Source organism: Mitsuokella sp. oral taxon 131 str. W9106 (assembly GCF_000469545.1).
GTDB lineage: Bacteria > Bacillota > Negativicutes > Selenomonadales > Selenomonadaceae > AWVT01.
In genome coordinates, this window is record NZ_KI273058.1 from 53,746 (window position 1) to 66,381 (window position 12,636).

Below are 12,636 nucleotides of genomic sequence, written 5' to 3' on the forward strand. Positions count from 1 at the left end.
AACGATGAAATTGTGCTAGAGTAAAGGCGGGACGACGTGTACATGCTTCATGGTACACGCACAAAGGGCCACGAGATCGTCTCTCGTGGCTCTTTGTGCTCCGAGCAGATAGGAAGGTGTTTTATGGCGGTCATGCACGTGGATATGGATGCGTTTTTTGCCGCGATCGAGCAGCGCGACCACGCAGCGTATCGCGGGCGACCCGTCATCGTCGGCGGGCTTTCGGGGCGCGGGGTCGTCTCGACGTGCTCGTACGAGGCGCGCCGCTATGGCGTGCATTCCGCGATGGCGATGGAGCGCGCGCGGACGCTCTGTCCGCATGCCGTATTCCTCGAAGGGAATTACGCGCACTACCGCGAAGTCTCGCGGGCGATTTTTGCCATTTTCGCACGCTACTCGCCCGTCGTCGAGCCGCTTTCGGTCGACGAGGCATTCCTCGACCTTGCGGGGCTTGCGCGCATCATGCGAACGCCGCGCGGCTACGCGGAAAAGCTCAAGGCGGACATTTGGCATGAGGTGGGGCTGGTCGCCTCCTGCGGCATTGCGCCGAACAAGTTCCTCGCCAAGATTGCGTCCGACCTCGAAAAGCCCGACGGGCTCGTCGTCATCGAGGAGGAGGACGTTCTATCCGTGCTCGCGCCGCTCGCCGTCGCGCGGATCTGGGGCGTTGGGAAAAAGACGGAAGAAGCGCTCCGAGCCCTTCGCATCAAGACGATCGGCGAACTGCGCGAAACGTCGCCCGCGCGCCTTTCCTGCGCGGTCGGTGCGCGCATGGCGCACCACCTCCTCGCGCTGGCAAACGGCGTAGATACCCGCCCCGTGGTGGCCGCGCGCGAGCGGAAATCCATCGGCAGGGAGCACACCTTCCCCAAAGATATTTCGGCAGGGGAGGAGGCGGAGGCGGCGCTCCTCGCGCTCGCGGGCGAGGTTGGGCGTCGCCTGCGGCGCGCGGGCATCCGCGCGCGGACGATCCAGATCAAGGTGCGCCTCGGCTCCTTTCAGACCATCACGCGAAGCCGCACGCTTCCCGATGCGACGTGCTACGATGCGGAAATTTACAAGACGGCGTATGAGCTCTTTTGCGCCCTGCGCCTTCGCGAGGGGATCCGTCTCCTTGGCATCACGGCTGCGGGACTCACGGCAGGAGAGCTGTCCCTCTTTCGCGACGAGGCGAAGAAGGACAGCCTCTATGCCGCCATTGACGCCATCAACGAAAAACTCGGCACGGCAGGCATTACGAAGGCGAAGCTCCTGCGGCGCGCACACGAATGAAATTAAATTTGTGAAAAAAGTTATAGCCAAGAGTCATAACTTACGTTAAAATAGAATAAGTTTGAATGTAACTCCGAGCGCGTATGGCTAAGGCAATGCTATGCCGTGCGCGTCGGGGCCTCGGGGGAAACGCCGAGACCTTCCGCCGCAAGGGCATTGAAAAGGAGCAGAACCGATCGGTACGGACGATCCTTTTGCTGCGCATTTGCGGCGAGGATGGTCTTTTTTCTTTGGATTACGATTAGGAGCGAGCAAGGCATGAAGGAAATCCGAACCGTCGATGCGGTGGGGCAGCGGCTCTGCCACGACATCACGCAGATCGTGCGCGGCGTGACGAAGGACGCACGCTTTCGCAAGGGACACGTCATCTGTGAGGCGGATGTTCCCGTCCTCTTGTCGCTTGGCAAGGATCACATTTATATTTGGGACGCAGACGGCAGCCAGCTCCATGAGGATGAAGCGGCGGACGTGCTGCGCGCGCTTTGCCAAAATGCGCACATGCATGCGACTGCACCGAAAGAGGGCAAGATCGAGCTCGTCGCCGATTGCGACGGGGTCTTTCAGGTCGACGCAGATCGGCTCAATGCCGTAAACGAAATCGAGGACATGACGATCGCGACATTGCCGCAGAACATGCCCGTCCAAAAGGGACGCCACCTCGCGGGCATGCGCGTGACGCCGCTCTTCATCGGCAAGGAGCGCATGGAAGAGGTCAAAAAAGTTGCGGGCAGCGAGCCGCTGCTGCGCATTCGCCCCTATCGGAAGAATCTTAGGGTCGGCGTCGTGACGACGGGCACGGAAGTGTTTTTAGGCCGTATCGAGGACACGTTCACGCCCGTGCTCGCGGCAAAGCTCAAGGCGTTCGGCCTCGCCATCGCGGCGCATCGCCTCACCGACGATGTGACGGAGCACACGCAGGCGGCGATTGAAGAGCTCCTCGCCTGCGGCATGGACATCATCCTCTGCACGGGCGGCATGAGCGTCGATCCCGATGACCGCACGCCGGCGGCGATTCGCGCGGCGGGCGTGGACATCGTGACCTACGGCGCGCCCGTCCTGCCGGGCGCGATGTTCCTTCTCGGATACGCTGAGCGGGAGGGACGGCAGGTGACGGTCATGGGGCTGCCGGGCTGCGTGATGTTCGACAAGGCGACGATTTTCGATAGGATCCTGCCGCGCGCGATTGCAGGGGATGCCATCACGCGCCGCGAGATCCGGCACTTCGGCGTCGGCGGGCTCTGTATGCGCTGTGAGACGTGCCACTATCCCGTCTGCGGGTTCGCGCACTGATCGCAAGGCATGGAGAGGAGGAAGGATATGAGCGTGCAGGATATATCCGTGGAGCAGGCAGTCGATATGCTGCTCGGCCGCACGAAGGAAATCGAGGACGTGGAGCGCGTGCCGCTTGACCATGCGCTCGGGCGCGTGCTCGCTGAAGACATGCGTGCGCCGTTTCCGAATCCGCCGTTTGACCGTTCGCCGCTCGACGGCTACACGTTCGCCGCAGAGGCGACAAAGGGGGCGACGGAGCGAGACCCCGTGCGCCTCGCGGTCGTCGGCGAGGAGTGCGCGGGCGCGTTTTACGCGAAGCGCGTCGTTTTGGGCACGGCCGTCCGCATCATGACGGGCGGCGCGATCCCCGCAGGATGCGACTGCGTCGTGCGGCAGGAGGACGTCCTATTTGAGGCGGGCGGCATCACCGTGCCGTACGAGCTGCACCATCATGAAAACTACTGCTTCGCAGGCGAGGATGTCGCGGAGGGCGCACTGCTCGCAAGGCAGGGCGAGGAGCTTTCGGCGGCGCATATCGGCGTGCTCGCGAGCCTCGGCTTTGCGGAGCTCCCCGTCTACCGCCGCCTGCGCGTCGCGATTGCGAGCACGGGGGACGAGCTTATGCTGCCCGGCACGCCGCTCGCACCGGGCAAGATATACAACAGCAACCTGTACCTTTTGTCGTCGCGCCTCAGGGAAATGGGATTCGATCCGATGGTGCTCGGCATCCTGCCCGACGATGCGGAGAGAGCGGCGGCGCTTATCGCGCGCTATCGTGAAAAGGCGGATCTTTTTTTGACGACGGGTGGGGTCTCGGTCGGCAAGAAGGACATCATGCACGGCGTCGTGAAGACGATCGGCGAGCGGCTCTTCTGGCGCGTCTGCATGAAGCCGGGCGCGCCTGCCATCGGCTATACGTCGGGCACCATGCTCGGCATCGCGCTGTCTGGCAACCCGTTTGCTTCCTACGCGACGTTCGAGCTCCTCGTGCGGCCTGTGCTCGCGAAATTCGCGCGGCGCGCGTCCGTGCTCGTGCATCATGCGCGCGGCGTGCTCGCGGACGCGTTCCCGAAGAAGAGCCTCGGCAGGCGCTTCATCCGCGCGCATTTCGACGCCGGGACGGGACGCGTCACGCTGCCGGAGCAGCACGCTTCAGGCACGCTTTCGGGGCTTGCGCGCTGCAATGCCTTTGTCGAGATTCCTGCCGGGACTTCCGCACTCAAGGCGGGCGCGGAAGTCGATGTTGTGTTATTGAAGTGAGATGGGATACTATGTACGATCGTTTCAATCGGAAAATCGAGTACGTCCGCATTTCGCTGACGGATCGCTGCAATCTGCGCTGCCGCTACTGCATGCCGGAAGAAGGCGTACCGAAGCTCGCGCATGACGATATCCTGCGGTTTGACGAAATCGTCCGCGTCGTGCGCCAGCTCGCGCGCCTCGGCGTCAGGAAGGTGCGGCTGACGGGCGGCGAGCCGCTCATCCGGCGTGACATCACGAAGCTCGTCGCATCGATTCGCGCGGTCAGCGGCATCGAGAGCGTCGCCGTCACGACGAACGGCGTGCTGCTGCAAGAGCTCGCGGAGGGACTCGTGCAGGCGGGGCTTTCCGCCTGCAACATCAGTCTCGACACGCTAAGGCCGGAGACGTTTGCCTCGATCACGAGGCGCGATGCCTTTTCGCGCGTTGCGGCGGGCATCGAGGCGCTCGAAGCGGCAGGGCTTCGCGACATCAAGTTCAACTGCGTGCCCATCAAGGGCGTCAATGAGGAGGAGCTTCCCGCGCTCGTCGCGAAGCTTGTGAAGGATCGTCCGTACAAGTTCCGCTTCATCGAGCTCATGCCGATCGGCTGTGCCTGCGAGGCGGGCTTTGCGGGCGTGCCGATGGCGGACGTAGCGTTGCAGCTCATGCGTGCATTCGGCGCGCTGACGCCTGCGCCCGCACCGAAGGGCGTACATGGTCCCGCGCGCTATTACCGCATGGCGGGGTTTTGCGGCGAGGTCGGATTCATCGACGCGATGGAGCATAAATTCTGTGCCGCGTGCAACCGCGTGCGCCTCACGGCGGAGGGTTTCCTGAAGCTTTGCCTCAATGCGAGCACGGGACTCGACCTTCGGACGCTCCTGCGCGGCGGCATCACAGACGAGAATCTCGCACTCGCGCTAAGGAGCGCGATCTACAAAAAGCCGGAGGAACATTTTTTTGAAGAGGCGGGACACTACGCGAAGCGCGACAGCCGCGCCATGTACCAAGTCGGCGGCTGAGGCATGCGGAAAGACGGTTTGTGCGCACGGCATATGCGCATGTAGGATAAAGGGAGGATTCGCGATGGGACAGATCAAGGCCATTTGCACGAGTGAGACAAAGGGCACGCTGAAACATGTCGTACACAAGGCACTCTTTCATACGGAATGGGGCATTGTCGGCGACGCGCACGCGGGCGACTGGCATCGTCAGGTCAGCTTTCTCGGCCATGAGGAAATCAAGGCGTTTCGCCGCCGCGGCGTTCTCGTGAAGTTCGGTGCGTTCGGCGAGAACATCGTCGCGGATGGCTTCGATTTCAAGACGCTGCCCGTTGGAACGCGCCTTCGCTCCGGCGACGTCTGGTTTGAGATCACACAGATCGGCAAGGCGTGCCACAAGGCGTGCGCGATCCGCGAGCAGGTCGGCGACTGCATCATGCCGCGCGAGGGCATCTTTGGCCGCGTGCTGCACGGCGGCTGGATCGAGGAAGGCGATATGCTGGAGATCACCGAAGAGCCGATGCCGCTGGACGCCGCGATCATCACGGCGAGTGACAAGGGAAGCCGCGGCGAGCGCGAGGACAAGAGCGGCGGGAAGCTGAAGGAAATGCTTGAGGCGGCAGGCTACGCGGTCCTGGAGAAGGCGATCCTGCCCGACGAACAGGATGCGCTCGAACATAAGCTCAAGGAGTTTGCGGCGCTCGGCTTCGGCCTTATCGCGACGACGGGCGGCACGGGGTTTTCCGTGCGCGACGTGACGCCGGAGGCAACGCGCGCCGTCTGCACGCGCCTTGCTCCGGGCATCGCGGAGGCAATGCGCGCGTTCTCGATGGGGATCACACACCGCGCGATGCTTTCGCGCGCCGAGGCGGGCATCTGCAAGCGTTCCCTCATCGTCAACCTGCCCGGCAGCGAGAAAGCCGTCGAGGAGTGCCTCGGCTTCATCCTGCCTGAGCTCAGGCACGGCATCGAGATCCTGCGTGGCGAAGCGGGCGAGTGTGCAAGAAAGTAAGAGTGCCATGGATTTTTCGGATATAGCCCTGCTCCTCGTCGCGGGCGGCAAGAGCAGCCGCATGGGGCAGGACAAGCGGTGGGCCGCGCTCGGCGATACGGCACTTCTCGCACGGCTGGCGCAAAAGGCGGATCGGATCCCGTTTGCGGAGCGGCTCCTCTGCGTCGAGCGGGAAACGCCGGCGCTTCTTCGCCTCGCCGGGCAGCATGGCATGCGTCTCGTATGCGACGAACGGCAGGAAGCTGGCCCGATGGAAGGGCTGCGGCGCGGCCTTTCGGCGATGGGGACGGACTGGGGACTCGCGGTTTCCTGCGACATGCCGTTCTTTGCGTTTGAAGCAGCCTGCGATCTGCTGAGCGCGGCGCAGGAGAGCCCCGCCGCCCGTGCCGTACTGCCCGTGCAGGGGCGCAGGTGGCAGCCGCTCGCCGCACTCTATCACCGTGGGCTCGCCGCCGTGTTTTTGGCGGCACTCGCGCGCGGCGAGCGAAAGATCCGCGCGGCGGCAAGTGGCGCGGCGCACGTGCTCGTGCCGTTTGACGAAGCGCGCGAAAGCCTCTTTTTCAACGTCAACACGCCCGCCGACCTGCGCCTTGCCGCAGGCCGTATTGCAAACGAGGGGCGGCGCGTTCCGCTCGTGACGGTTTCGGCGCCGCAGTCGGGTACGGGCAAGACGACGTTCATCGAGCGCGTCCTGCCGATTCTCGCGGCGGCGGGGATTCGCGCTGGAGTCGTCAAGGGCGACGCCCACGGCTACCATCTCGACCGCAAGGGCAAGGACAGCGACCGGTTCCGCGCAGCGGGGGCGCGCGCGACGGCTGTCGTCTCGCCCAGCGGCTACTTCATCGAGCAGCGGACGGAGACGCGCGAGAGCCTTGCAGCGGTCGCCGCGCGTCTGAAGGATGTCGACCTCGTGCTCATCGAGAGCCGCAATCACGGTACGGCGCCGATTCTCTCCCTCTTCCGCGGCAAGGGCGAACCCATCGTCACGGACGAGGTGGCAGCGGCTTTCGCCAAGAGCGAGCGGCAGATCCCCATAGAAGGCGTCCGGGTATTCGACCTCGACGACAGGGAAGCGGCGGCGCGCACGATCCGCTTTCTCGCGTGCCGCTGAACCGCTGGACGCATCGGTTTTGGGCGATCTTTTGAAATGGCATGGAAGAGGCTCTGCCATTCGACTTGCGTCGAGGCAGAGCCTCTTTTTTCGGACCTACGTCAAGCACTGCGGACAGCGCGCCTCAGCATCCATCCGCAGCATTTGGAATCGCTCCTCTTTTTTCCCTGCATGCCGTTATGATACGCCAACCGAGCGTGCGGGGCGATGCCCATGCGCGTCTCTTTCGAGGGGATCAGATGAAGAGAGCTCCCTCCTCGTAGTCCTCCGGCAGGACGCGCTTTAGGAATCGCTTCGTACGTTCTTCTTTCGGACGCGTGAAGATTTCTTCGCTCGAACCCTCCTCGACGACGACGCCATCCGCCATGAAGATGACGTGCGTCGCGACGTCGCGTGCGAACTTCATCTCGTGCGTGACGACGATCATCGTCACGCCCTCCTCGGCGAGCTGCTTCATGACGGCGAGGACTTCGCCGACGAGCTCAGGGTCGAGCGCCGACGTCGGCTCATCGAAGAGGATGACGTCAGGCGCCGCCGCGACGGCGCGCGCGATGCCGACGCGCTGCTGCTGCCCGCCCGAGAGCTGCGCAGGGTAGTAGCCGGCGCGCTCCAGCAGTCCGACCTTTTCCAGCGCCTTGCGCCCGATCTCTTCCGCCTTTGCCTTATCCATGCCGCGCCCTGCCGTGAGGCCGAGCGTGACGTTCTCAAGTGCCGTCTTGTTCGCGAAGAGGTTGTAGTTCTGAAAGACGAATGCCGTCTTCTTGCGCACGGAGGCGATTTCCTTCTTGCTCGCCGAGGCGAGATTGATCTTGTCGCCCGCAAGCTCCATCGTGCCCCCATCCGCCTGCTCGAGAAAGTTCAGGCAGCGCAGGAACGTCGTCTTTCCCGAGCCCGACGGTCCGAGTATCGTGATGACGTCGCCGCGGTCGAGCTCCATGTTGACGTCGCGCAGGACTTCGTGATCGCCGAACGACTTGCGCACGCCCCGTATTTGCATTAGCATGAAACATTCCTCCTAATTCCAGTCATTCCCGCGGAATGCGCCGAGGCGAAGCTCGGCGAAGCGGTAGAGCACCTGCACGATGGAGCAGAGCACGAGGTAGACGACGAAGACGTCGACGTATGCCTCGATGTAGTTGTAGCCGTACGATGCCGAGACTTTGCCGATCGCCATGACATCTTTTACCGTCATGAGGAAGGCGAGCGACGTTCCCTTGATGAGGTTCACGGTCACATTGCAGATGTTCGGCAGCGCGACGACGAGTGCCTGCGGGATGATGACGCGGACGTACGTCGTGAGCTCGGAAAGCCCGATCGAAAGCCCTGCCTCAAGCTGCCCTTTCGGGATGGCAAGGAGCGCGGAGCGGAAGACTTCTGCGAGGAGCGCCGTCGTATTGAGCGAAAAGACGACGACGGCGTACCAGAAGGGCGAGACGCTTTCGAAGATGTTGAAGTCGAGCCCTGCCGCCTTGACGAGCACATTCAGGATGCTCGGCAGGAGGCTGTAGAGCAGGAGAATTTGCAGGATGATCGGCGTGCCGCGCACGAAGGAAACGTAGAGCCGTGCGATGCTGCGCGAGGCGGTGCTGCCGCGCAGGCGCAGGACCGCGAGGTAGAAAGCGGGGGCCGTCGCGATGAGCAGGGAAAGCGCCGTAAGCGAAAGTGTGACGCCTGCGCCCTGCCAGACTTCGAAGAAGGTCTTTTGCATGAATTCGTAGTCAAGCTCCATGCGCTTCGCCTCCTTTCATCCAATTCGGCAGGAACCCCGGTTTCTTTGCCGCATCGCGGACGGCAAACGACTGTCCCTTGTCCAAACGGCGCTCGAGCCGCGCGAATGCCTGCTCGATGAGCAGCGTCAGGATCCAATAGATCAGCATGCAGGCCGTGTAGGTTTCGATGCCGTACGCGCCGAAATTCTGCGCGATGATGAGGCTGCCCTGCCCGATGAGGTCGATGAGGCCGATCGTGTAGGCGAGCGCGCCCTCTTTCATGAGGTTGATCGTCGCGTTCCCGAAGTTCGGCAGCGCGATGACGGCGGCCTGTGGCAGGACGACGCGAAAGACTGCCTGCCAGGGCGAGAGCCCGATGCTGACGGCCGCCTCGTACTGCCCCTTCGGCACGGCGAGGTACGCCGCGCGGAAGACTTCGGAGATGTAGGCGGAAAAGAGAAGCGTGAACGTGAGGATCGCGAAGACGGCGCGGTGCACGGTGTTCGCGTTGAAACCGAAGAAAGAGAAGAGCAGCTCCGGCAGGCCGTAGAACACGATGAAGAGCAGGACGATGGACGGCGTGCAGCGCATGATGTAGATGTAGGCCTCGGCGATCGCGAAGAGCACGCGTTTTTTCGAAAGCTTCATCCATGCGAGTGCGATGCCGCCGAGCGAGCCGAGCACGATGCTCGTGATGGCGACGAGAAGCGTCACGTCCAAAAAGCGCAGCAAATCGGGAATGACCGCAACGATCATTGCGGGGTCAAACGCTCTGGTATCCATGCTTCCTTCCTCCTTTGCTGGCGGATAAAATCGGTGGTCGTGTCACTGGATATAGGTCACTGGATATAGTTCGAAAGGCTCTCGCCGAAATACTTCTGCTCGAGCTCCGCAATCTTGCCTTCGGCACGGAGCTCCTCGATTGCCTTGTCGTACGCATCCGCGAACTTCTGCTCTTTCTTGTTGAAGATCGGGTACGTCGGGATGCCCTTGTAGCGGATGTAGGTGAGCCTGTCGTTGAACTGATGATAGGGGGCGCTGTCCTTTTGGATGTTGTTCTTGTAGCTGAGTTCGACTTCGAGGTATCCGTCGTAGCGGCCTTCCATGACCCAGCTGTAGGCGTCGGAGACCTGGAATGATTCGGATGACGTCAGCTTGATCGGCGTATCTGCGTGTTCCTTGTTGAAGTCGTCGATGACCATGTAGCGCGCGTCCTGCGGCGCGATCGGTACGAGCTTGCCGCTGAACTGTGCGAAAGAGGGGAGGTCATGGATCTCGTTTTCCGTGTCCTTGCGTATGACGAGACCGATGACGCTTGCGCCGATGTTGTTTTTGGGGAAGACGTACTTCTTCTTGCGCGCATCCGTGATCCAGATGCCCTTCGTGCCGACGTCGTACTTGCCGGACTCGACGCCGATCAAAAGGTCGTCGTCGGAGGTCGGCGTGAATTCGAACTCGTACTGCGGAAGCTTTTTGGCGACTTCCTTCATGACGGCAACTTCGAATCCGTCGGACTCGCCGTTCTCATTGACGAAGTCGTAGGGGACGTAGTAGTTCGTGTGTGCGACGTGGATGACGCGCTTGCCGCCGTCTCCGCTGCCGCTGTCCTTTGCGCTGGAGCCGCAGCCCGCTGCGATGGCGAGCGCGCCCGTGAGCACTGCGAGAGCGAGTGCCTTGCCGAGGTTTTTGCGTTTCATGATGCTTCCTCCCATGATTTTTTAACTTATGTGCGGGCTGCTTCGCGCACCCATTCCAAATGCTTCCAGTCCATGTCGCGCGGCACGGTGCAGTCCGCGCCGAGAATCACGCCGCGTCGTCCTGCCGCCGCGAGCAGGCGATGCGTTTCCGCTGTGATCGCTTCCTTCGTGCCCTTGTAGAGCACTTCGCTTGCGAGGTTGCCGAAACCGCCGAGCACGGCGCGCCCCGCGAAGCGTTTCTGCCCCTCTTCGAGCGGGATGCCCTCGACGACGGCAGCCCAGTTGATCGTCTTGGCATCGTAGTCTTCGTACCACGAGAGATCGTTGCGATGGCCGGCATAGCCGCAGATGTGCAGGATGTTGTAGTCGCTCGCCGCGTTTGCCGCCGCGAGGATTTTCTTTTCGCCCGGCGCGAGCACCTCGTCGTAGACCGCACGCGTGATGCCGTCGCCGAGAAGGTTTTGCAGGCTGAAGTAGATGCCCGTCACGCCGGCTTCTTTGATGAGGCGGGTCGATAGGCGCGCGAGATCCGTGGAGAGGACGTCGAATGCTTCTTTGACGGTCTCCTTGTCTTCCTGGATGAAGGAGACGAGGAGCGCTTCGCCCTGTTCCCAGACGGGCTGCATGAAACGGAAGGTTGTATTTGCGGCGAAAATATTATAGAACATGGCGACGTCGTCGCCGTACGATCGGGTCAGCTCTTTTGCGTATGCGAGCTGTGCCGTAAACCACGGATCGTCGTCTGCGAGAGGCTTCAGTCCTCTGAGCTGGCGCACCTCGCGTGCCTGTTCGACCTGCTCGCTGCGATAGTGGAAGAATCCGTCCGTCATGATCTTGACGAAATCCGGGCGGAATCCTTCGATGTACGTTTTCTCGCCTGCGAGGAGATGTTTCGTGAGGGAGGGGTCACGAAACGCGTCCGCCCCGACCTCGTCGTCGAGAAAGTGAAACCAAAAGCCCGAGGGGACGCGGGCGACGTCTTTTCCGTCCATAGCCGCGAGGACGAGCTGTTTTTTGTTCTCTGCCATAATCAAGCCTCCGTAAGTTATAACATATAGAATAAATATGTTTCATTGGAATTATTCTACACGGGAAATACATTCTTGTCAACTAGGAAAAGGTCGGATTTATTTTTGAAGAAGAAAAGGCAGTAATTCATATATGATATCAGTAAAATCTATACAAAATGACTTCTTGAATAAATAAGGTTTGCATTTGTGATTAAAATCATATAAAATGCAAGAGAGAAAGGTGATACTATAAAAGTGTATATACGCTTTGTCTGAGCATCGTATACTGATGGGAGCATGGATACATTCAGCGCCTCCATCTTGAGGCAGCTTTTTGCCCGCACTTCGGTGAAAACCTCTGCGGCGCACCGCCATAGGGACGAAAAATCCACGCCAATCGGAAGGACTTCATTCTATCCGCGATTTCTTCTATTCTTCTATATTTGAAAGCACCGTGAGTCGTTGCGTGGAGGTATCCGCATGCAGGCAAGAGAACACGAACTCGTCGATTATCCCGTCCTTCGCTACGTCCGTGAGAAGGATTCGTTTGAGAAACATCACAAGTACACGTCAATCGAGTGCGCGCTTGACATCCGTCTGAACGGCAAGCCGTTCACGACGTCGTTCTGTTCACCTGGAGACCATGCGGATCTCGTTACGGGCATTCTCGCGCAGATGGGGCAGATCCGCACCTATGCGGATATCGTTTCCATGCAGATCGATGAAGCGGCGCTGCGGGCGGACGTCGTGACGACGGGAGAGGCGCAGGAATGGGCAAGGGGCAGTGCGGAGAATCCGCGCTATTTCCGCGCGCGTCAGATTTTAACCTGTGATCCCAAAACGATTTTCGAGCGTCCGAAGGACGTTCGCTTTCGCGCGCGCGACATTCTCGCCTGCGCCGACAAGCTGCTTTCGGAGCTCGCGGCGACGCACGAGAAGACGAATGGCGTCCACAGCGGCGTGATATGGGATCAGAAGGCAGAGCGGATCCTCGTCTTCCGCGAGGACATCGGTCGGCACAACGTCTTCGACAAGCTCTACGGCTGGTCGCTTAAAGCGGGCGTCGACATTCAGGATAAGATCATCATCTTCAGTGGGCGCTGCTCGTCCGAGATGATGATGAAGCTTGGGCGGATGGGGATTTCGACGGTCGCGGCAAAGTCCGTGCCGACGACACTTTCGCTCGCCCTTGCCAAGAAGCTCGGCATTACGCTCGTCGCGCGCATGGCGCCGGGGAGCTTCTGCATTTACACGAACCCGGAGCGCATCGTCCGCTGATGCCTTCGGGCTTTTGGCGTGCCTTGGACGAA

General features: G+C 61.2%; 12 protein-coding genes and 1 riboswitch. Of the genes, 7 read left to right on the forward strand and 5 right to left on the reverse strand.

The window, feature by feature from the left end; translation table 11 throughout:
* Nucleotides 1–123 precede the first annotated feature (123 nt).
* The 6 genes from HMPREF1985_RS04575 to mobB all read left to right on the forward strand — a co-directional run bounded on the left by HMPREF1985_RS04575 (nucleotide 124) and on the right by mobB (nucleotide 6,910).
* Entirely contained in the window at nucleotides 124–1,272 is a 1,149-nt protein-coding gene (locus tag HMPREF1985_RS04575) for a DNA polymerase IV (RefSeq protein ID WP_021771322.1), read from the forward strand.
* A 59-nt stretch (nucleotides 1,273–1,331) separates the two neighbouring features.
* A riboswitch (molybdenum cofactor riboswitch) is annotated at nucleotides 1,332–1,455 on the forward strand.
* 75 nt (nucleotides 1,456–1,530) lie between these two features.
* Nucleotides 1,531–2,562 carry a molybdopterin-binding protein gene (locus tag HMPREF1985_RS04580; RefSeq protein ID WP_040637102.1) on the forward strand — a complete coding sequence of 344 codons (1,032 nt, stop codon included), beginning with the start codon at nucleotides 1,531–1,533 and terminating at the stop codon, nucleotides 2,560–2,562.
* 33 nt (nucleotides 2,563–2,595) lie between these two features.
* Nucleotides 2,596–3,804 (forward strand): molybdopterin molybdotransferase MoeA, encoded by a 1,209-nt coding sequence (gene glp / locus HMPREF1985_RS04585; RefSeq protein WP_040637247.1) that lies wholly within the window; start codon nucleotides 2,596–2,598, stop codon nucleotides 3,802–3,804.
* A gap of 11 nt (nucleotides 3,805–3,815) precedes the next feature.
* Nucleotides 3,816–4,808 (forward strand): GTP 3',8-cyclase MoaA, encoded by a 993-nt coding sequence (gene moaA, locus HMPREF1985_RS04590; protein ID WP_021771326.1) that lies wholly within the window; start codon nucleotides 3,816–3,818, stop codon nucleotides 4,806–4,808.
* 64 nt (nucleotides 4,809–4,872) lie between these two features.
* Entirely contained in the window at nucleotides 4,873–5,799 is a 927-nt protein-coding gene (locus tag HMPREF1985_RS04595; protein WP_021771327.1) for an MOSC domain-containing protein, read from the forward strand.
* 7 nt (nucleotides 5,800–5,806) lie between these two features.
* Complete coding sequence (mobB, locus tag HMPREF1985_RS04600; RefSeq protein WP_021771328.1) at nucleotides 5,807–6,910, forward strand: molybdopterin-guanine dinucleotide biosynthesis protein B; 1,104 nt, start codon at nucleotides 5,807–5,809, stop codon at nucleotides 6,908–6,910.
* A 235-nt stretch (nucleotides 6,911–7,145) separates the two neighbouring features.
* Here the strand turns inward: mobB and HMPREF1985_RS04605 are convergent, their stop codons facing one another.
* The 5 genes from HMPREF1985_RS04605 to HMPREF1985_RS04625 are packed head-to-tail and all read right to left on the reverse strand — an operon-like array spanning nucleotide 7,146 to nucleotide 11,344.
* Nucleotides 7,146–7,913, reverse strand: coding sequence for an amino acid ABC transporter ATP-binding protein (locus HMPREF1985_RS04605; RefSeq protein ID WP_021771329.1), 768 nt, complete (start codon nucleotides 7,911–7,913; stop codon nucleotides 7,146–7,148).
* A 12-nt stretch (nucleotides 7,914–7,925) separates the two neighbouring features.
* Nucleotides 7,926–8,639 (reverse strand): amino acid ABC transporter permease, encoded by a 714-nt coding sequence (locus HMPREF1985_RS04610; protein ID WP_021771330.1) that lies wholly within the window; start codon nucleotides 8,637–8,639, stop codon nucleotides 7,926–7,928.
* Nucleotides 8,629–9,402, reverse strand: coding sequence for an amino acid ABC transporter permease (locus HMPREF1985_RS04615; protein ID WP_021771331.1), 774 nt, complete (start codon nucleotides 9,400–9,402; stop codon nucleotides 8,629–8,631). The genes HMPREF1985_RS04610 and HMPREF1985_RS04615 overlap by 11 nt, the downstream gene beginning before the upstream one ends.
* Before the next feature lie 56 nt (nucleotides 9,403–9,458).
* A complete protein-coding gene (locus HMPREF1985_RS04620) occupies nucleotides 9,459–10,316 on the reverse strand; it encodes a transporter substrate-binding domain-containing protein (RefSeq protein ID WP_040637103.1) in 858 nt (285 codons plus the stop codon).
* A gap of 26 nt (nucleotides 10,317–10,342) precedes the next feature.
* Nucleotides 10,343–11,344, reverse strand: a complete 1,002-nt coding sequence (locus HMPREF1985_RS04625; protein ID WP_021771333.1) for a uroporphyrinogen decarboxylase family protein — start codon at nucleotides 11,342–11,344, stop codon at nucleotides 10,343–10,345.
* A gap of 462 nt (nucleotides 11,345–11,806) precedes the next feature.
* On the opposite strand from HMPREF1985_RS04625, the gene fdhD reads away from it, so the two are divergent.
* Nucleotides 11,807–12,604 carry a formate dehydrogenase accessory sulfurtransferase FdhD gene (fdhD, locus tag HMPREF1985_RS04630; RefSeq protein ID WP_021771335.1) on the forward strand — a complete coding sequence of 266 codons (798 nt, stop codon included), beginning with the start codon at nucleotides 11,807–11,809 and terminating at the stop codon, nucleotides 12,602–12,604.
* The last annotated feature ends 32 nt before the right edge of the window (nucleotides 12,605–12,636 follow it).

Excerpts from the sequence above, each read along its gene's own strand:
- HMPREF1985_RS04575 (WP_021771322.1), top strand. The coding sequence starts at position 124 with ATGGCGGTCATGCACGTGGATATGGATGCGTTTTTTGCCGCGATCGAG.
- HMPREF1985_RS04580 (WP_040637102.1), top strand. The coding sequence starts at position 1,531 with ATGAAGGAAATCCGAACCGTCGATGCGGTGGGGCAGCGGCTCTGCCAC.
- moaA (WP_021771326.1), top strand. The coding sequence starts at position 3,816 with ATGTACGATCGTTTCAATCGGAAAATCGAGTACGTCCGCATTTCGCTG.
- HMPREF1985_RS04595 (WP_021771327.1), top strand. The coding sequence starts at position 4,873 with ATGGGACAGATCAAGGCCATTTGCACGAGTGAGACAAAGGGCACGCTG.
- mobB (WP_021771328.1), top strand. The coding sequence starts at position 5,807 with ATGGATTTTTCGGATATAGCCCTGCTCCTCGTCGCGGGCGGCAAGAGC.
- HMPREF1985_RS04605 (WP_021771329.1), bottom strand. The coding sequence starts at position 7,913 with ATGCTAATGCAAATACGGGGCGTGCGCAAGTCGTTCGGCGATCACGAA.
- HMPREF1985_RS04610 (WP_021771330.1), bottom strand. The coding sequence starts at position 8,639 with ATGGAGCTTGACTACGAATTCATGCAAAAGACCTTCTTCGAAGTCTGG.
- HMPREF1985_RS04615 (WP_021771331.1), bottom strand. The coding sequence starts at position 9,402 with ATGGATACCAGAGCGTTTGACCCCGCAATGATCGTTGCGGTCATTCCC.
- HMPREF1985_RS04620 (WP_040637103.1), bottom strand. The coding sequence starts at position 10,316 with ATGAAACGCAAAAACCTCGGCAAGGCACTCGCTCTCGCAGTGCTCACG.
- HMPREF1985_RS04625 (WP_021771333.1), bottom strand. The coding sequence starts at position 11,344 with ATGGCAGAGAACAAAAAACAGCTCGTCCTCGCGGCTATGGACGGAAAA.
- fdhD (WP_021771335.1), top strand. The coding sequence starts at position 11,807 with ATGCAGGCAAGAGAACACGAACTCGTCGATTATCCCGTCCTTCGCTAC.